17 protein-coding genes are annotated in these 19150 nt (G+C 68.4%); 8 read left to right on the top strand and 9 right to left on the bottom strand.

What is annotated here, in order from left to right; translation table 11 throughout:
* The 4 genes from VFZ09_RS38220 to VFZ09_RS38205 all read left to right on the top strand — a co-directional run.
* On the top strand, positions 1-1692 hold a 1692-nt coding region (locus VFZ09_RS38220; protein WP_329732712.1), incomplete at its 5' end, for a hypothetical protein.
* A complete protein-coding gene (locus tag VFZ09_RS38215) occupies positions 1689-2474 on the top strand; it encodes a hypothetical protein (RefSeq protein WP_329732711.1) in 786 nt (261 codons plus the stop codon). The genes VFZ09_RS38220 and VFZ09_RS38215, both read left to right, overlap by 4 nt.
* Positions 2475-3404: 930 nt before the next feature.
* Entirely contained in the window at positions 3405-5162 is a 1758-nt protein-coding gene (locus tag VFZ09_RS38210) for a Tox-REase-5 domain-containing protein (protein ID WP_329732710.1), read from the top strand.
* A gap of 13 nt (positions 5163-5175) precedes the next feature.
* On the top strand, positions 5176-5904 hold the full coding sequence (locus tag VFZ09_RS38205) for an immunity 52 family protein (protein ID WP_329732709.1): 729 nt from the start codon (positions 5176-5178) through the stop codon (positions 5902-5904).
* Between the two features lie 29 nt (positions 5905-5933).
* On the opposite strand, the gene hemC is transcribed toward VFZ09_RS38205, so the two are convergent.
* From hemC to VFZ09_RS38185, 4 genes are read right to left on the bottom strand one after another with little or no spacing between them, the layout of a single operon-like run.
* Entirely contained in the window at positions 5934-6875 is a 942-nt protein-coding gene (gene hemC / locus VFZ09_RS38200) for a hydroxymethylbilane synthase (RefSeq protein ID WP_329732708.1), read from the bottom strand.
* Entirely contained in the window at positions 6872-8182 is a 1311-nt protein-coding gene (hemA, locus tag VFZ09_RS38195; RefSeq protein WP_329732707.1) for a glutamyl-tRNA reductase, read from the bottom strand. The genes hemC and hemA overlap by 4 nt, the downstream gene beginning before the upstream one ends.
* A gap of 2 nt (positions 8183-8184) precedes the next feature.
* Complete coding sequence (locus VFZ09_RS38190) at positions 8185-8994, bottom strand: cytochrome C assembly family protein (protein WP_329732706.1); 810 nt, start codon at positions 8992-8994, stop codon at positions 8185-8187.
* 29 nt (positions 8995-9023) lie between these two features.
* The gene (locus VFZ09_RS38185; protein WP_329732705.1) at positions 9024-9395 is read right to left on the bottom strand and encodes a hypothetical protein; all 372 of its coding nucleotides are present in this window, start codon (positions 9393-9395) and stop codon (positions 9024-9026) included.
* 189 nt (positions 9396-9584) lie between these two features.
* Here VFZ09_RS38185 and trxA point away from each other — a divergent pair, with 189 nt between their 5' ends.
* A complete protein-coding gene (trxA, locus tag VFZ09_RS38180; protein ID WP_047859014.1) occupies positions 9585-9914 on the top strand; it encodes a thioredoxin in 330 nt (109 codons plus the stop codon).
* Positions 9915-9980: 66 nt separating this feature from the next.
* Here trxA and VFZ09_RS38175 read toward each other — a convergent pair whose 3' ends face one another.
* Positions 9981-10724 carry a PilZ domain-containing protein gene (locus tag VFZ09_RS38175; protein ID WP_329732704.1) on the bottom strand — a complete coding sequence of 248 codons (744 nt, stop codon included), beginning with the start codon at positions 10722-10724 and terminating at the stop codon, positions 9981-9983.
* Between the two features lie 92 nt (positions 10725-10816).
* On the opposite strand from VFZ09_RS38175, the gene mgtE reads away from it, so the two are divergent.
* The gene (mgtE, locus tag VFZ09_RS38170) at positions 10817-12196 is read left to right on the top strand and encodes a magnesium transporter (protein WP_329732703.1); all 1380 of its coding nucleotides are present in this window, start codon (positions 10817-10819) and stop codon (positions 12194-12196) included.
* A gap of 32 nt (positions 12197-12228) precedes the next feature.
* On the opposite strand, the gene rodA is transcribed toward mgtE, so the two are convergent.
* The 4 genes from rodA to mreC are packed head-to-tail and all read right to left on the bottom strand — an operon-like array spanning position 12229 to position 16737.
* Positions 12229-13380 carry a rod shape-determining protein RodA gene (gene rodA / locus VFZ09_RS38165; protein ID WP_329732713.1) on the bottom strand — a complete coding sequence of 384 codons (1152 nt, stop codon included), beginning with the start codon at positions 13378-13380 and terminating at the stop codon, positions 12229-12231.
* Positions 13364-15367, bottom strand: a complete 2004-nt coding sequence (gene mrdA / locus VFZ09_RS38160) for a penicillin-binding protein 2 (RefSeq protein WP_329732702.1) — start codon at positions 15365-15367, stop codon at positions 13364-13366. Before mrdA ends, rodA begins: the two co-directional genes overlap by 17 nt.
* Complete coding sequence (locus VFZ09_RS38155; RefSeq protein WP_329732701.1) at positions 15364-15873, bottom strand: hypothetical protein; 510 nt, start codon at positions 15871-15873, stop codon at positions 15364-15366. Before VFZ09_RS38155 ends, mrdA begins: the two co-directional genes overlap by 4 nt.
* Positions 15874-16737: a rod shape-determining protein MreC gene (mreC, locus tag VFZ09_RS38150; protein WP_329732700.1), complete on the bottom strand. Its 864-nt coding sequence runs from the start codon at positions 16735-16737 to the stop codon at positions 15874-15876.
* A gap of 222 nt (positions 16738-16959) precedes the next feature.
* Between mreC and VFZ09_RS38145 the strand changes: the two genes are divergently transcribed.
* Both VFZ09_RS38145 and VFZ09_RS38140 read left to right on the top strand, forming a co-directional pair.
* Positions 16960-18528: a peptidylprolyl isomerase gene (locus VFZ09_RS38145; RefSeq protein ID WP_329732699.1), complete on the top strand. Its 1569-nt coding sequence runs from the start codon at positions 16960-16962 to the stop codon at positions 18526-18528.
* Between the two features lie 304 nt (positions 18529-18832).
* On the top strand, positions 18833-19150 hold a 318-nt coding region (locus VFZ09_RS38140), incomplete at its 3' end, for a protein kinase domain-containing protein (RefSeq protein ID WP_329732698.1).

The raw sequence follows: 19150 nt of genomic DNA, 5'->3' as shown, positions 1-19150 counted from the left end.
GACGAGCTGCCCCGCAGCCGCGCCCTGCACCCGCTGGAGTGGGTCCGGGTGGAAGTCCATGGGCCGCGGCCTCGCACGCACCTGATGACGGCCATGGAGCTGGCCCTGCTCGCCTCCACGCCGGACACCTCGCTCATCTGGTCGGCGGTGAGCCGCGTCAGCGAGTTGCACTTGGTGTACGGCGCCGTGTCCGCCCTGACGACGGCGCCGCTGTCGCCAGGCCTGCCAGCCTCCGCCGCGCAGGGCGGCACGCTGGCGGGGGCGCGCACGGCGGCGGTGCGCCTGTTCGTGGGCCGCATCTCGCTGGTGGCGGTACTGGCTGGAGTGGACACGTACCGGGACGAGCTGTCACGGACGCCCGAGGGACGGGCCTTCCTCGCGGTGCATGACCTGGCCCTGGTGGCGCTGGCCGGCCGGGACATCCACACGCTGGCCACCTCGGGCATCGGACGCGAGCTGGTACACCGGGGCAGGCTGGCGTTGAGCGCGGCGGGGGCCCGGGCCTCGTCCGGACTGCGTGAGTCGATGGAGTCCGTCCAGGCCCTGGTGAAGACGCTGGAGCGGATGCTCGCCGAGGGCAAGGCCGTTGCGACACCGGACGGACTGCGGCTTTCTCTTCCTGGCGGCGCCGAGGCCTTCAAGCAGGCCTTCTTCGCCATCCGCGGAGAGATGGCCGCCGCACGGGCCCTGGGCGGCATTCGCGGCGCGGGGCTCGCGGCCGAGGAGGCCGAGAAGACACTGGAAGCGTTGAAGCGGCTGGCGGCGGAGAGCCGGGAGATGGCGCTCGCCTACGGTGCGGTGGCGCGGCGCGCGGCGGCTCTGCCTGCCGACAAGGCCCAGGCCTACCTCGCCGCCGTGGAATCGCTGCGCGCCTCTGCCCGTGGTGCGGCGAAAACGACATTACCTGGGTTGCTGCACCGCTCTGGAGCGCCGAGCCTGAAGGATCCGCTCGCATTCATGAAGGAAGCGGAGTGGCTCGTCAGTCACCCGGAACTGGACGCCGAGGCCGTGGTCCAGTTGGCGAGAAAGACATTCAGGGGCCGTGTGGACCTGGGCTGGCTACGCTCCACAGGGCTGACGATGGAGGATCTCAACGCCATGGCCCGGAACGAGAAGACAGCTTGGAGGCTGTTCCAGCAGGCGACAGCGGAACCGAGTAATCTCACGGTGCAACTTCGGGCGCGCGAGCAACTCCGTGGTATCGCGGTGGAAATGCTGACAGAGCGCAATGCGCAGAGGCTCTTCCCTGGCTTTCGGCTGACGGGGCGGCAGGTAAGAATGGCAGGGGGCCACGTCATTGACGACGTCGTTACGGCGATGACAGGGTCGAAGCTTCAACATGGGGTGGAAGTTAAAGGTTGGAACGACAGCCGGTGGCGCCAGGCGCTCGACGCTTGGCAGGCCAGACAGGGCGGCGCCAGGCTCAACGAAAACCAAGCGGTGCTCGCAAAGCAACTCGAACGCCTACTCGACCAACTCACCGATGCGGCAACGGCTCCTAGAGGGCCACCGTTCCTCGTCGTTACCGATAAACTAAGCAGGCCAACCAGGAACAAGCTAACCACCTTCCTGGATGAGAACTCGCCAAACGTGCTGCTCATCCACATAGAGGAAGCGAAGATCTTGGAGCTGACAAAGCATTTGCGTGCGGCGCTCAAACTACCAGAAGACTTGTCTGGAGGTACGCCATGAGTGGATGGCCTGTTTGGGGAGTCCTGACTCCGGGCGAGCCGACCCAACTGGAGAGCCGTGCCCGCTCCATCGTAATGACGGAAATGGATCAAGCGCTTGGGAAAGAGCAGCCCTTCGAGGTCATCACGGGAAGACGCCGTTACCATGCCATCGTGGGGACGGACCCCAGCGACATGGGCGCCGAGATGCAACTCGCCGAGGAACTTTCGCTGGGATGTGATGAACCCGTGTACTCGATTGATCGCGCCAACGATCCGTGGACCGTCATCTCGTGGCGAAACGGTGCGCTTGAGGTCCTGGAGATCGACCCAGAGGCTCTGGCCGCGTCTCTCGGCTGTCCGCTGCCAGGCAGTGAGAGAACATCAGATCGAACCACGAGGACGCCACTGCGGACGGTCGCATTACTCGAAGGAGTCAAAGCAGAGGAGGCACGTCACGCGCTAGAAGAAGACCATGGCGAACCATTCCCCCTGGGGCGCTACCATTTCAAGGACACGCCGCAAGGGCTTCTCCTCGCTGGCGGCAAAGGGGGCATGAATTTCGCACACATCACCCTGTCAGAACAATTTCCCCAGGCGACTGTGTATGGTGTAACTGCATCGCCGAGCCTGGACACATTCTCGGTCACGGTAATGCAAGCAGGAGAGGGCCTTGAGCGGTTCACGCGACCGCTCCGTCCGGATCCGTTCGTGCCGGAGGTCAGCAAAATCAAGGGAGAGAACTCTCCCGCGCGGATAGTGGCGGCGCTAGGCATCCCAGCCGAGTGGTTCCGGAATGAATGACGGGTGCCGCCCAGCCTCCCGACACCCGGCCGGGCTGAGTGGCCTCGCCCAGTTTCACGGGCCCGATGAGTCCGCGTCGTCCAGGACGGTGTACGGGGCAGCAGTTCCTTCCCGTAGACGAGCCAACATACTGAAGGAAGCGAAGGAATTGCGCGCAGCGCTGAATCTGCCCGAGGACTTGTCCGGAGGTGCACCATGAACCGGTGCGTACGTTGCTCGGATGCGTATTCCGGCGATGTGGAACACTCGTTCCGGACGAAGTGGAACGCCTGTTCCGGAGCAAGCCGAACACCGATTCCGGAGCAAGCCGATCACTGATTCCGGGCCAAGCCGATCATCGACGTAGGGATGACGGATGCAGTCCAAGGGGTCATCCCCGGAGTCATACGAGCGGAGACGACGCTGGACGTCACATGGAAGCAGGCTACCTCCCCCGCCAGCCGTCCACCTCAGGTGGGGTGCACGGTTGGAAGCAGGGGAGGAGTCTACCGGTGTGTCCGAGCCGCCCACGTGCCGCCAGCAGTCATGTTACGGTGGTCTACCCCGGAGGTGAAGCGCATGGAGGAAGTCCCGGGTGCACAGCGGGCGGGCGGGGCACAGGCCCGGCGCTGGTGGCTGAGCAAGCGGCTGTGGAAGCCGCAGATGCAGGAGGCCCTGTTGCCCCCGGTGGGCAGCACGGTGGGCTTGACTGGTAGACGCCTACCAACAATGTGCTCTTTTGTGCGTTGGTGTGTGTTTGAGTGTGTCTGAAGTGGTAGACGTCTACCAGTGCCCTGGTGGTAGACGTCTACCAGTACCGAGCAACGTGCCCGTCTCCTCGCGTCAAGACCGCGGATGCGCACGCAGCTGACTGTCGCGGGCAGGGGCTCCGCCGGGAAGGTCAGCCTGGGCGCGTACACCTGGGGAGAGTTTCTTGCCGGGAGTCCTTGCATGCACCCGCCTTCACCCCCCTCGTTCCCTGCCGGGCGGAGGCCCGCCCCCTGTGGGGTGCTGACACTGGCGCTGCTGGTGCTGGGCGGGTGCGCCACGCACGCGCCCCTGCCCGGACTGCTCCTCGGCCCTCGCGCTCACCGCCTGACGTCGGCCTTCTCCACCCGGGCGCGTCCGCCCGGGCCCGCGGACTCCGTGGGGACGGCCGTGCCGTCCGGGGACGCCCCTGCGCTCGACGAGGACGACGACCCGGAGGACGACGTCGAGGAGGGGCCGGGAGCCCCGGCCATGACGGCGGACATACCCGGGGACGAGTCCGGCTCGCGGGGGCGCCACCGGGCGCAGGAGGAGGGCGAGCCGCTGGAGGACGGAGGCGAGGGCCTCGTGGGATGGAGGGATGGCGTGGGGGAAGGACGCCCCTGGCCGGTGCCCTTCAGCGTGGACCATTTCCAGGGCCTGCTGGTGCAGGTGGGCGTGTCCCCCGAGGTATTGCCGGAAGACGGCAGCACCCTGTCGCCCCAGCGGGCGGTGCAACTGTTGGCGCACCTGCTGGAGGCGGAGGCGAAGCTTTGGGAATTCCCCCGCCAGCGCATGGCGGCGCACCTGCTGCTGGAGGTGGCCACGGGACAGGGGCCGGTGACGCGCGAGGAGTTGCACGCGCGCATGGACCGCTTCCACCGGCTGCGGGTGGTGAGGCCGGACGGCTACCTGGTGCGGGCGGTGACGGGCGAGGCGGTGCAGCGGGCCGGCGAGGTGCGGCTGGCCGAGGACGGCACGCTGCGCGCGGGCCACTACGAGGTGGGCCCCTTCTACGCGGTGGAAGACGGGCAGTTGTGGCCGGTGGACACGGGGCTGGAGGTGCCCCGGGGCGCCAGGCCCCTGGGCCCCTACGTGCCGGATGACGGCGTAGTGCTGCCGGCGCTGGAGGGAGCGGGGCTGGCGTTGGGGGACACGCTGGAGGGCGTGAGCCGGCTCGTCTTCCACCCCGGTGCGAGCCTGGAGGGGCTGACGCAGCTACCCGGAGCGGTGCGCGTGCTCTTCCAGAATGCCCCCGAGTACTGGGAAGCCTTCCGCCAGAGGCCACGGGGCGAGCAGGTGCGAGAGGTGTCGCGGCTGCTGGCGAACGCGCTGCTGACGGTGGGTACCTCGGGAGCGGGTGCGGTGAAGGCGGTGACGTGGGGCGAGAAGCTCGGCCGGCTGCCGGTGCCCCTGCTGACGCTGACGAAGCGGGGCGAGTTGGTGCTGCGGCTGGTGGCGGTGCCCGGGCGGGCCGTAGCGGTGGCGGGTCAGGGACTGAGCGTCGCCTGGGGCCTGCACCTGGCCAAGGTGGGCTCGGGCGGAGGTGGAGGCTGGGTGCCGCCGGTAGGCGGGCCGGGGCAGTGGGTGCCCAAGAATGAGCGGATGTCGCCGCGCTCACGCGCCTTCCAGCACAAGGTGACGAGGGCGCCCGCGGGCTGGGTGTACCGCGTGTGGCGCAACGGCGAGAAGGCCGACTTCGATGGCTTCGACCTGAACCAGCGCGTCCTGAAGGAGACCAAGGGCCTGGGCTACGACAAGCACTTCGATGCCGACCTCGAACCCAAGAAGTATTTTCAGGGAGCGAGGCGGCTCGTCAGACAAGCCAGGCGGCAAGAGCAGGTGGCCAACGGAATCCCCATTCGCTGGCACGTAGCGGAGCCGCGGATGGCCGGCATTCTCAAGAAGCTGTTCGAGGCGAACAACATCAAGGGGATTGACGTGGTCTACACTGCTCCGTAATCGCTCGGGAATCATGTCACGCACCACAGACAAATACTACGCCGCCGTCTATTGGGTACGTCGCAAGGAGCCCATCGAAGCTTGTGCCCGACGCACCGAAGCCTTTTTCAATCTTCTGTCGCAATGCGATCCCATCTATGCACGCTGGTTCGAGCAGGCGGACTCACGCAAGAAGGCACTGCAACTTCAATTCGAACCTACCTACGAGACCTTCCTGCGATTCTTCAGGCGCAGGAAGTACAATGAGGGGGCATTTGGGTTCAGCTTCAGTGCATGGACGGGGCACGAGGAGCAGGCGCTTGGCGGGATGGCCATGCTCGGTTGTGGCTCGGACGCCGCGACTCCACCGAACAATTGCCTTCTTTACCTGCCCAAAGAGGAACTGGGATTGGAGCGCGTTCTCACCGCACGTGTCCTGGGCCAGGTGATGCGCGCGATGGCGCTGGCGTGGGAGCCGGATTGGGGTGGAGTCTTTTCAGATGCCTATCAGTCCTTGCGTAACGAGCCCGTGGGGCCACCCCGCACGGGATGGCTGATGTACTTCTCGCGTCACTGGGGCCAGGTGCCGCCGCTGCCGGAGCCGGTGCATACCGAGTCCGTGGAGGACAAGGGCACGCTCGTCATCCTCACCCCGGAGCGCTTCGACGGACACGACCCGGCGCATGTGGCTCTGGCCGACCAGGTGCGTACGTTGCTCGATGAGGCGGGATTGGTGAAGGAGTTCAACGCGCCGGAGGGATGAGGGCGGTCCAAACACCGCCCCAGTCCCCGTCAGGACTCCGGCACGGGGGTGGCGCGGCCGAAGTCCCGGAGGATCTCCCCCGCGCCGCGCGAGAGCAACTCCTCGGCGAGCGCCTCGCCCACCGCGAGCGCCGTCTCCACCGGACCGCTGCGCTCGCTCTCCACCACCTTCGTGCCGTCCGGCCGTCCCACCAGCCCTCGCAGGTGGACGGTGCCGCCCTCCACGGTGGCGTGTCCGGCCAGTGGCACGGTGCACCCGCCCTCCAACCGGGCCATGAAGGCGCGCTCGGCCGTCACCGCGATGCGCGTGGTGTCGTCCTCCAGCGCCGCGAGCAGGCCGCGCACTCCGGCGTCCTCGGTCCGGCACTGGATGGCGAGCACCCCCTGCCCCACCGCCGGCAGGCTCACGCTGGTGGGCAGCACCTCGGTGATCTCCGTCTCCAGCCCCAGGCGCTTGAGGCCCGCGAAGGCGAGCACCGCGCCGTGCAGCCCCAGCTCGCGCGTGCGCGCCAGCCGCGTCTGCACGTTGCCGCGCAGGCTGATGATCTCCAGGTCCGGCCGCCGGGCGCGCAGGATGCAGCTGCGCCGCAGCGAGGACGTGCCCACGCGCGCGCCCTTGGGCAGCATCTCCAGCGACAGGCCCGCCGGGCTGCAGAACGCGTCGCGCGGATCCTCCCGCTTGGGCACGGCCGCCAGCAGCAGGCCCGCGGGCAGCACGGACGTCATGTCCTTGAGGCTGTGCACGGCCAGGTCCGCGCGGCCATCGAGCAGCGACTGCTCTATCTCCTTCACGAACAGGCCCTTGCCGCCCACGGTGGACAGGGGCGCGGAGAGGAAGCGGTCTCCCGCGGTGGTCATCTCCACCAGGGTGCACTCCAGTCCGGGGTGCACCTGGGAGAGCAGCGAGGCCACGTGCCGGGCCTGCCAGAGGGCCAGCGGGCTCTGCCGCGTGGCGATGCGTACGGCCTTCATCCCTTGCCTCCGTTGACCACGACGTTGGGGCCGGCCGTCCCCGCGGACGGGGCCGCTTCCTCGAGCCCGAAGAGCTCGGCGGCGGCACCGGCCAGCCGGTTGCCCTCGTGCTCCGGGCCCACCGCGCGCAGCTTCGCCGTGGGCTCGTGGAGCAGCTTGTTGACGATGGCACGCGCCATCGCCTCGACACTCTTGCGCTGCTTGTCCGTGAGGCCGTCACCGATGGTGGCGAGCGTGCGCTCCACCTCGGCCCGGGCGATGGCCTCGCCGCGCTGGCGCAGCTGGGCGAGCACGGGCACGCCGTTGCGCACGGCCCGGTCGCGCACGAAGCGCGCCACCTCCTGGGCCACCAGCACACCGGCCTTCTGCGCCTCCTCGGCGCGGGCGGCGGCGTTCTCCGCCACGAACTTCTGGATGTCGTCCACGTCGTACGCGTGCACCCAGTCCAGCTCCCCCACCTCGGGGGCGATGTCGCGCGGCACGGCCAGGTCCACCATGAAGAGCGTCCGGTGCTTGCGCGCCTTGCCCACCGCGCCCACGTTCTCCTTGGTGAAGATGGGCACCGGCGACGCCGTGCTGCACACCACCACGTCCGCCGCCGTCAGCAGCGTGAACAGCTCCTCGTAGGGACGCGCGGTGGCGCCCACCTCGGCCGCGAGCGCCTCGGCGCGCGCCAGCGTCCGGTTGGCCACCAGCAGCTTCGTGGCACCCGCCTGCTTCAGGTGACGCGCGGCCAGCTCCGCCATCTCGCCCGCGCCCACCAGCAGCACCGTCTTGTCCTTCAGCCCGTCGAACACCTTGCTCGCCAGCGACACGGCAGCGCTGGCCATGGAGGTGGCGGCCCGGCCAATCGCCGTCTCCGTGCGCACCCGCTTGGCGCAGCCGAACGCCGCCGCGCACACGCGCGTCAGCTCGCCGCGCACCGCGCCCACGCCCTGCCCCTTCTCGAAGGCCTCCTTCACCTGGCCCAGAATCTGCGCCTCGCCCAGCACCATGGAGTCCAGGCTCGCCGCCACCCGGAAGAGGTGCACCAGCGCGTCCTCGCCGCGGTGCTCGTACAGGTGCTCCAGCGCCTCCGGGCCGCCCAGCTGCGCCAGCTCCTCGCGGGCGCTCTCGCGCACCCGGTGCATGTCCGGCGCGGCCAGGTACAGCTCCACCCGGTTGCAGGTGGACACGAGGAACGCCTCGTTGGGAGACTGGGCCAGCCGCTGCAGCAATTCCACCTGCCGGGCCTCCGGAAGCGCGAGCCGCTCACGTACCCCGAGCGGTGCCGTCCGGTGCGACAGGCCGATGCACAGGAACTCCATGGCTAGCGCCACCCCCCACTCACGTGGATGAAGTCATACGACGAGAGGAAGGACACCAGCAGCAAGCCAAACCCCGTCATGGTCAACAGCGCGACACGCCGACCCCGCCACCCGCCGAAGGAGCGGGCGCCCACGAGCGCGGCGAACATGGCCCAGGCCACCAGCGTGGCGATCTGCTTGGACGTCCACGTCCAGAAGAAGCCCGGCGCGGCGCTGGAGAAGAAGGCCCCGGTGACGAGCGTCACCGACAGGGCGATGAACCCCACCACCACCAGCCGGCGGTTGAGGGTGTCGAGGAACTCCAGCGAGGGCAGGCGCGAGAAGAGCAGGCCGAAGCGCTTGCCCTTCACCTGCCGCTCCATCAGCAGGTACATGAGCGCCACGCCCGCGGCCACCGCCGAGGCCGCCACGCCCAGCAGGGCGATGGTGATGTGCACCGGCAACAGGGGCCGCTGCACCTCCGGGCTCAGCACCTGTCCCCGGTCCAACAACAGGCCCGGCAGCAGCACGGCCACCGCCAGCGGGGTGATGAAGGCGCCGATCACCGGCTTGCGGTAGCACACGTCCACCACCAGGAAGATGGCCAGCAGCAGGAAGGCGAAGGTGGAGAAGCCCTGGGCCACCCCGACCGGACGGCCTCCCTGCGCGCCGAAGAGCCCGACGAGGGCCACGCCGTGCAGGGCCAGCCCCGTGCCCACCAGCACACGGCCGCCGGTGGCGAGCGCGTCCATCTGCCGGACGAGGTAGACCAAGTAGACCAGCGCCGCGACGACATAGGCGTGGCAGGCGAGGGAGACCAGCGCGTGGTTCATGGTGGTGACAACCTGATGGACCGAGTACGTCAGCCCATTTTGTTCAGAAGGAAGGCGGCGAGAAGATCCGTCTCGGAGCCTGGCTTGCCGTCCGCCGAGCCAGCATCCGAGGGAGAAGGGACCTCGGCCACATAACCGGGGACGACCTCGTATGCCGTATCTCCGAGCAGCACGGAGTCGGCCATCTGCTCGGCCCCCAGGGCCTGGAGCTGGGCCTCGGTCTTCACCCGGGCCACCAGGTCGTTGTCATCCTCACCGGTGACGAGCTGCACGATGTGCACCGCGGGTGTCACCGGGTACACACCTTCCTCACCGGTCACCACCAGCACCCCGTCCTTCACGTCCGCTTTGTCCTCCAGTGCCCACTCCTCGAGCTGGGTCTGGGGAAGGAAGAGCCTCATCACCACGCTAGCTTACACCTCATCGCCCCGAGCCGAAGCGTCATCTATCAAGACCCGGAACGGCTTGCGACGCTTCCGCCCCGGCCGCATCTAAGCAGGCAAAGGACCTGGTAGCGGGTTCTTGCAGGCTCACCGGGCACGTACTAGAGCACGCGCCCCTCTGCTTGGCTGCACGCCGAAGGAGACACCATGGCAGGCGCTGACGTGATGAACATCGGGGACGCGGAATTCGACAAGGAAGTGCTCAAGTCCGACCAGCCGGTGCTGGTGGATTTCTGGGCCACGTGGTGCGCCCCGTGCCGGGCCATCGCTCCCGCGATCGAGGAGCTGGCCACCCAGTACAAGGGCAAGGTGAAGGTCGCGAAGATCGACATCGACAACAACCAGCAGGTCGCCGAGCAGTACGGCATCCGCTCCATCCCCACGCTGCTCATCTTCAAGAACGGCGCGGTGGCGGGGACGATCGTCGGCGCCCTGCCCAAGGCGAAGATCGAGGCGGCGATCCAGAAGGTGATGTAGGCCCCGCCCCGGCCCGCGCGGAGTGCCCCCCGCGGAGTTTCCAACGGGGGTCTCCGCGTGGGCGGCTCACTCGCCGCGCCAGGTGTCCGTGGGGTTGTTGGCCTTGAGGAGCTCCCACGCGGCCAGCGCGTCCACCACCCGCTCCAGCTCGTTGGGCAGGCCGCGGGCGCGGTTGGAGCGCAGGTACTCCTCGGCGAAGGTGCGCAGCCGCATGTCCAGGAAGAGGCGTGCCAGCGACACCTCCGTCTGTCCGTAGAACTCCTCGAAGCGGATGCCGAAGCCGGTGGGGTCGTCCTCGCGGCGCGGACGCTGCTCGCGCACGATGCGAGCCCGCGCCTCCACCGGCGCCGCCCCCGCCTCCAGCGAGAAGCGCACCCGCAGCTCGGTGTCCATGGGCAGGAAGAAGGAGCTCTCCAGGAAGGCCCCGCCCACGCTCACGTTGGCCGAGCGCAGGGTGGCGGTGAAGCGCCGATCTCCCTCTTCATCGATCCACAGCTCGAAGTTCGTGGCGAGCCGGGCGCGCGGGAAGTGCCGGTGCTCCACCTCCTCGTCCGCCCCCACCTCGATGATGGGGGAGAAGAAGCTCCGGGGAGCGCCCGGGCTCGGGGCCGCCGGAGCGCGGCCGGGCAACGGGGCGGGCCGCGAGGGCGTCACCGTGGGGATGGGCCGGCGGGACGGTTCCACGCGCGGTGCGGGCGCGGCGGGTGGCGCCGCCCGGGCCGGCTCGGGACGCGGGGCCTCTTGGACCTCCGTGCGCTCGGTGTCTTCTGCCTGGCCGGGAGCCTTCTTCCGGGAGCCCTTCCTGTCCATCTTCTCCTCCGGGGGAACGGACTCAGATTTCCATACCCCAACCGGTGGGTTTCATACACCATGCGCCGCCTCGTCCGCGCGCGGAGATTGTGATGCTGGGAAACCTCCTGAAGCCCGAGTTCGACGCGCTCATCGCCGCCAAGGACTGGAATGCCCTGCGGGATGCGTTCTCGGACATGGATCCAGCCGACGTGGCCGAGGTGCTCGAGGACCTGCCCGCCGACGAGAGCGGCATCATCTTCCGGCTGCTGCCGCGCGACATGGCGGCGCTCGTCTTCGAGTACCTGCCCCCGCACCAGCAGTCGGAGATCGTCGTCACGCTGGGCCGCGAGCAGCTGAAGAACCTGCTGGACGAGATGGCGCCGGACGACCGGACCCGCCTGCTGGAGGAGCTGCCGGCCGAGGTGACGAAGCGGCTGCTCACCTCGCTGTCGCCGGACGAGCTGAAGGTGGCCCGCAACCTGCTGGGCTACCCGGAGAAGAGCGCCGGCCGGTACATGACGCCGGAGTACCTCACCATCCCGGGCAACCTGACGGCGGGTGAGGCGCTGGCGTACGTGCGCTCGCACGGGCAGGGCCGCGAGACGCTGCACGTGCTCTACATCGTGGACGAGAAGGGCCGGCTGTTGGACGACGTGCGGCTGGCGTCGCTGGTGCTGGCGGGTCCGGACACGAAGGTGACGGACATCCACGACAGGCAGCTGGTGAGCATCCCGGCCACGGCGGACCGCGAGGAGTTCATCAGCATGTTCGAGAAGTACGACCGGGTGGCGCTGCCGGTGACGGACTCGCAGGGTGTGCTGGTGGGCATCATCACCGTGGATGACGTGCTCGACGCGGCCGAGGAGGAGGCCACCGAGGACATCCAGCGCATCGGCGGTATGGAGGCCCTCGAGGCGCCCTACCTGGACATCGGCATCACCGGCATGCTGCGCAAGCGCGTGGGCTGGCTGACGGTGCTCTTCGTGGGGCAGATGTTCACCGCCACGGCCATGGCCCACTACCAGGACGCCATCGCCCAGGCGGTGTTCCTCAGCGCCTTCGTGCCGCTCATCATCTCCTCGGGAGGCAACTCGGGCTCCCAGGCCACCTCGCTCATCATCCGCGCGCTGGCGGTGCGCGACGTGGAGCTCAAGGACTGGTGGAAGGTGGCCATGCGGGAGGCCGCCAGTGGCGTCGCGCTGGGTGTCTTCCTGGGGCTACTGGGACTGTTGCGCATCCTCATGTGGCCGCAGCACGAGGTGGTCTACGGCCCCCACTACGCGTGGGTGGGAGTGGCCGTGGGCCTGAGCGTGGTGGGCGTGGTGATGTTCGGCACGCTGTGCGGCTCGATGCTGCCCTTCCTGCTGCGCCGGTGCGGGTTGGATCCCGCCACCGCCTCGGCGCCCTTCGTGGCCACGCTGGTGGACGTCACCGGCGTGGTCATCTACTTCACCGTCGTCACCACCATCCTCACCGGCCGCGCGCTGTAGGCCACGGCCGGGGGGCTCGGAGGACAGCGGGCTCAGAACATGTGGCGGCGCATGCTGATGTTCACCAGCAGCCCGATGCTGAGCATCACGCTCACCAGCGAGGAGCCGCCGTAGCTGAGCAGCGGCAGGGTGATGCCCGTCACCGGCAGCAGGCCGATGACCATGCCGATGTTCTCGAACACCTGCCAGAAGAGCATGGCCACCACCCCCACCGCGGTGAAGGCGCCGAACCGGTCCCGGGCGTTGAAGCCCACCCCCAGGCCGAAGGTGAAGATCAGCCCGTAGAGCACCAGCAGGAGCACGCACAGGACGAAGCCCTGCTCCTCGGCCCACACGGAGAAGATGAAGTCCGTGTGCTGCTCGGGGAGGAAGGACAGGCCCGTCTGCGTCCCCTCCTTCCAGCCCTTGCCGGACATGCCTCCGGAGCCCACGGCGATCTTCGACTGCGCCGCGTGGTAGCCGCTGCCCCGCAGGTCCGACTCCGGATCCAACCACCCGGAGATGCGCTTGCTCTGGTGCGGCTTGAGCATGTGCCGGACGATGGTGGTGCGCGGCTCGGGCACGTCGCGCACGTAGTCGTTCCAGATGATGAAGGCCCCGGCGAGGATGCCCGCCATCATCACCGCCACCAGGTACCAGCGCACCTTGCCGAACAGGATGACCGTCAGCGAGGACAGGAAGATCATCAGCGCGGTGCCCAGGTCCGGCTGCACCAGCACCAGCACGAAGGGCACCATCACCACGGCCACCGGCTTCACCAGCCGCTTGAGGCCGTAGGAGCCGTCTCCGGGCTTGAAGTCGTCGTGGTACACCTTGGCCAGCATCAGCAGCACGCCGATCTTCATGAACTCGGCGGGCTGGACGCGGATGGGGCCCAGGACGAACCAGCTCTCGGCGCCCTTGGCCTTGTGGCCGATGAAGCGCAGCGCGATGAGCGCCAGGATGTTGGCGATGTAGATGGGCAGCGCCATCCGGTGCAGGACGCGGTAGTCCACCAGGCACACCACCATGCCGATGAGCAGGCTGACGCCCAGGTAGATGGCCTGGCTGGTCCACACCGGCGAGGCCTGCGCGCGCGAGGCCGAGGCCAGGTTGTAGATGCCCAGCCCCGACACCGCGAGCACGCTCAGCAGCAGCCCCCACGGAATGTGGGGCACCATGCGGCGCTCAATCCGCAACTGCATCATCGCCTCCAGCCACCGCGGTGCGGGTGAGCACGTCATTCACGCTCGGCGCGTCCGGCAGCGTCGAGACGTAGGGCGTGTTCTGCCGAGGAGGCGGGTTGGCCGCGTCCTGCTTCTTCAAGTCGAAGTACTTCTTCATGACCGCCATGGCGGTGGGCGCGGCGTCCGCGCCACCGTGGCCACCGTGCTCGTTGATGACGACCACGGCGAGCTCCGGATCCTCCGCGGGCGCGAACCCGGCGAACCACGCGTGGTCGCGCTGGAAGAAGTCCATCTGGTGCGTCTTGAGACGCACCGCGCCCAGCGTGGCCACCTGCGCGGTCCCCGTCTTGCCCGCCACCGAGATGCCCTGCAGCCCCGACTGCACCATCGCCCTGTAGGCCGTACCACCCGGAATCATCGCCGTGGCGAACAGCCCCTCCACCACCGCCTTGCGGTGCGCCTCCGGAATCTCGATCGTGTTCACCACCTGCGGGTTGAACTGCTGGAGGACCTCTCCATCCAGGCCCTCCACGCGCTCGACGAGCTGCGGCTTGTACAGCGTGCCTCCGTTGGCGATGGCCGCGTACACCATGGCCATCTGCAGCGGCGTCACGTTGTCATCGCCCTGGCCAATCGCGCTGTTGAGCGCCATGCCCTTGGTGTAGCCACCCGGGGACGCCTTGTTGTGGTACTCGCTGCTGGGCATGATGCCCGGCACCTCGGCGAGCACGCCGATGCCCGTGGGCGCCCCCAGGCCCAGCGCCTTGCCCATCTCGGAGATGGGGTCCAACCCGATCGTGTCCGCCACCTTGTAGAACCAGGTGTCACACGAGTACTGCAGCGCCGTCTTGCCGTTCACCGGCCCATGGCCACTGTCCTTGTGGCAGCGCCACAGACGCGCGCCCAGCCGGTAACCGCCCGGGCACGTCACCACCGTCTCCGGCCGGAAGAGGCCCGACTTGTAGGCCGCCAGCGCCGTAATCACCTTGAAGGTGGAGCCCGGGCTGAAGTGGTCCGCGGAGATGCGGTTGATCATCGGCTGGAGCGGATCCTTCGCCAGCGAGGCCATCTGCGACGGCGTGATGCGGCCGGTGAGCAGGTTGGGATCGAACCCCGGGCGCGACACCACCGCGCGGATGAGGCCCGTCTTCACGTCCACCGCCACCACCGCGCCCGCGGCACCGGGGAAGGCGCGCTCGGCCTCCTCCTGCAGACGCATGTCGATGGACAGCACCAGGTTGTTGCCCGGCCGCGAGGGCACCACCGCGTCATTGCCCAGCTTGTCGCTGAACTCCTCGAGCACCCGGCCACGCGCGTTGACGACTTCCTTGCGCACGCCGTCCGTGCCCCGCAGCGTGGACTCGAAGTAGCGCTCCAGGCCGCGCCGGCCGATGTAGTCACCCAGCGCGTAGTACGCGCCCTCGGACTTGAGCTTCTCCAGCTCCTCCGTGGTGATCTCGTTCATGTACCCGAGCACGTGCGCGAGCACGCTCCCGGTGCGGTAGTTGCGGTGCGGCACCGGCACCACTTCCACGCCGTCCAGCATGTCGCGCCGGGCGTTGATGCGGTCGTACTCGTCCCGCGACAGATCGATTCGCACCGGCAGCGGCTGGAAGGGAGCCGTGCGGCGCGCCGCCTTGATCTGATCCTCCATCTTCTTGCGCGTGGGCTCGTCCCAGCCGAGCAGCTCGCCCAGGCGCGGCAGCACCTCGTCGGCGCAGTTGGTGCAGAAGGCCGGGGTGATGAAGGCGTCGAAGGACGGACGGCTGTCCACGAGGATGGTGCCGCGCCTGTCCTTGATGAGACCGCGGTCCGCGCGCAGGCGCACCTCCTTGACGAAGTTCGCCACGCTCTTGGCGGCGTACTCCTCGCCCTGGGTGATCTGCAGGCGGTAGAGCTGGACCGCGAGCGCCACCATGCCGGCGATCATGGCCAGACCCACCCACACGAAGCGGCGCTTGAGATCGCGCCCTGGAGTCGTCTCGGACAGCGTCGGAGGCGTCAACGCAGCAACCCCGTGGAAGAGGAACGGTCCTGCGACGCCTCGAAGCGCCGCAACAGAGGATAGAGGAACAGCGCCGCCACGCCCGTGAGCGTCACCTGCAGCGGCAGGCCCGGCAACAGCGACGAGGCCACGCCGCCTTCCTTCGTGGTCAGCCACGTGAAGAAGCTGGCGAGCAGCCCGTGGCCCACGTCCGCGCCCATGGCGAAGAGGACGAAGGCCGCGCGGCCGCGCACCTCCACCAGGCTCACCACCAGCTTGCCCACCAGGAAGGTCAGCACGGCCAGGAAGGTGAAGAGGCCCGTGGGCTGGCCGCTCATCAAGTCCAGCAGGTAGCCCACCGAGAAGGAGGAGATGGCCCCCTCCAGGGTATTGGCGCGCACGGCCAGGAAGGCCACGAGCACCACCGTCACGTCGATGCGGCTGATGGCCAGGCCGAGCTGCTGCACCACCACCGACTCCAGGGTGAGCAACAGCAACGCCAGCGCGAAGGTGACCAGGAACTTCATCTAACGCTCACCTCCGGAACCACCGGCGGGCCCCTGCACCATGGCCCCGAACGGGTTGCCCATCACCAGCACCTCCTCCAACCGCGTGGTGTCCACCGCGGGCTCCACGTCCCCGCCCAGGAACATGCCGTGCTCCGTCTTCTCCAGGCGCGTCACCTTCCCCACCACCAGCCCCGGCGGGTACACCCCGTCCGTGCCCGAGGTGATGATCTGATCACCCTCCTGGACATCCTCGGTGCGCAACATGTTCTCCAGCCGCAGCGGACCCTTGCCCGCCCCGGCCGCCGTGCCCCGCGCCCGCGAGCGCTGCACCCGCACGCCCACCCGGCTCTGCAGATCCGTCACCAGGGCCACGTCCGCCCACCCGCCCGTGGCACGCACCACCTGGCCGATGATGCCGTCCGGCGTCACCACGGACATGCCGCGGAACACGCCGTCCTTCTCGCCCCGGTTGATGCGCACCGACAGCAGCTTGGCCACCGGGTTGACGCCGATGACGCGCGCCGGAATCTCCGGCCCCGGCGCCGCCTCCGCGTAGCCGAGCAGGCCTCGCAGCCGCTCGTTCTCCGCCCGTGTCTCGCCCAGGGCCTGCACGGTGGCCCGCAACTGCAGGTTCTCCGCGCGCAACTCCTCGTTGGCCTGGCGCACCTCGCGCAGGTCGATGTAGCCGTACACCACGGCCTTGACCCCATCGATGAGGCCAATCAGTCCGCGTTGCAGGGGGGCGGAGACACCAATGACCGCCCGGTCCACGAAATTGGGGTCGCGCCCGCGCCGCCCCGTCGTCAGGAAAGCCCCGAACGGGTACAGCAGCAGCACACCCACGATGAGAAGCGTTCGGTAGCGCTTGAGAAGCGACAGCACTTCGTGAAGGTCCGTGTAGGAGAGAGGGAGCGGCAGCTACGACAGGGGGGCTCGCTAACTACTCTGAATCGCTTGCATTTTCCGGGGTGTTGCTCTAGGCAGTCAAGGTCTTCACGGAGGGTGGCGTTTCATCGTCCACCATCCGACCGGGCACCCAACACACGCGCGCCGCGAATCCTTCCACGGGGGGACCATCCGGCGCGTCTCAAGGCAAAAGGCATCATGAAGGACGCTCTCGAGCCGCGGAAGATCGCCGTCTACCTCTTCATCATCGCGATCGCGGTGGTGTTCACCCTCCAGTTCGGACCTGGCAGCTCGGGGTTCGGCCGAGCCAACCCGGCGGGCGCCCCGCCGTCGTCCGCCGCGGACGTCAACGGCAGGGAAATCTCCCTGATGGATTTCCGGCGGGAGTACGTGAACCAGCTGCAGTACCTGCGCTCGCAGGGCCAGCCGGTCTCCGAGGCGATGGCTCGCCAGTTCGGTCTCCCCCAGTCCGTGCTGGACCGGATGGTGAACACGGAGCTCCTGGCCCAGGCGGCCGAGCGCAACGGGGTGAAAGCCTCGGATGAGGAGATCCTGAAGATCCTCCAGCAGCGGCCCGACTTCCAGAAGGACGGCCAGTTCGACTACGGCACGTACCAGCAGATGCTCCGGGACTACTACCGGCAGACGCCCGCGGACTTCGAGGAGGGCCTCCGCCGGCAGCTGACGGCGCAGAAGATGATCGGCCTGGTGCAGAGCGGCGCGGTGGTGTCGGACGACGAGGTCCGGGCCCGCTTCGACAAGGAGGGCAACCAGGCGCGCATCGTGTTCGCCCGCTTCCTGCCCAGCATGTACGCCGACAAGGTGCCGGCCCCGAGCGCCGCGGACCTGGCCGCCTACAAGCAGGCCCACGAGAAGGAGATCAAGGACTACTACGAGGCCAACCGCTTCGTGTACCAGCAGCCGGAGCGCATCCGCGCGCGGCAGATCCTCGTGAAGGTGGCCCCGGACGCCACGCCGGAGGCGAAGGCCAAGGCGATGGAGCGGGCGCAGGCGCTGCTCAAGGAGATCCAGGGCGGCAAGGACTTCGCCGAGGTGGCCAAGGCCAGCAGCGAGGACACCGCCACGAAGCCGAGCGGCGGGGACCTGGGCTGGGTGGAGCGCGGCAACTGGGAGCCGGCGCTGGCCAACGCGGCCTTCGCGCTCGAGGCGGGCCAGGTGACGCAGCCGGTGGAGACGAAGTTCGGCGTGCACCTGGTGAAGGTGGAGGAGAAGAAGCCGGCGCAGGACAAGGCGCTGGAGCAGGTGCAGGACGAGATCGCCACCACGCTCTACAAGAAGGACAAGGCGAAGGAGACGGCGCGCGCCGAGGCGGAGAAGGCGCTGGCCACGGTGAAGGGCGGCAAGACGATCTCCGAGCTGTTCAAGCCGGAGAAGGAGCAGCCGGCGCTGCTGCGCTTCGAGACGGAGACGCGGCCGGAGGCGGTGCAGACGGACACGTTCAACGCGGCCAGCATCAACGTGCCGCACCTGGGCCCGGCGCCGGAAGTGCTCACGGCGGTGTTCGCCAGCAAGGGTCCGCAGGTGCTGGACCAGGTGTTCCCAGTGGGCGATGGCTTCGTCATCGCCCAGGTGACCGAGCGCCAGCTGGCGGATGACACCCACTTCGCCCAGAAGAAGGAGGATCTGCGCAAGCAGGCCGTGCAGGCCAAGCAGTACGAGGTGGCCGACTCCTTCCTCAAGTCGCTGCGCAAGAGCGGCCAGGTGACGACCAACACCGCGGCGCTCGACCAGGTCACCGGCGGGTAGGCGTCACGGGAGGCCCGGCCTCTCGGACCAGGGGGCGTCTCCCTTCGGGGGGGCGCCCCCTTTGCGTTTCCTGGCGGTGAGGCGCTTCAAGGGGGACCAGCTCTCTTCGTGCCCCAGTGGTAGACGTCTACCAGTGATGTGGGATGAGGTGCGTCTTAATTTCAGTGAGTTTGAAGTTGTATGTCAAATGCACTGGTAGACGTCTACCACTGAGCGGCGTTCCGTCTCGAAGGGCCCATCAGGAGAGGCAACGGGTCATGTTAGCCTCCGGACTTCGGAGGTAACCCCAGTGAAGAGAGCGTGGGTGTACAGACTGCCCGAGGCCGGGGAGCGGGTGGGCCAGTACCGGGTGGTGGGCCCGCTGGGCCAGGGCGGCCAGGGCCACGTGTTCCTGGCCGGGTGGGAGGGCCGCTCCTATGTCCTCAAGTTCTTCCGCTCCCTGCCGGTGAGCCACTCGGGGGAGCTGGAGCTGGATATTCTCCGCCACCTGGAGCACCCCAACGTGGTGCGGGTGCTGGGCCATGGGCGCTGGCCGTACCCGGAGGAGGGCTCCTTCTACCTCGTCATGGAGTACGTGGAGGGCAGGACGCTGTCGAGACATGCCCTGGAGCACAACCCCTCG

This window comes from Archangium sp. (genome assembly GCF_036277355.1).
Lineage (GTDB): Bacteria > Myxococcota > Myxococcia > Myxococcales > Myxococcaceae > Archangium.
This window is presented reverse-complemented; position numbering and strand designations above follow the sequence as displayed.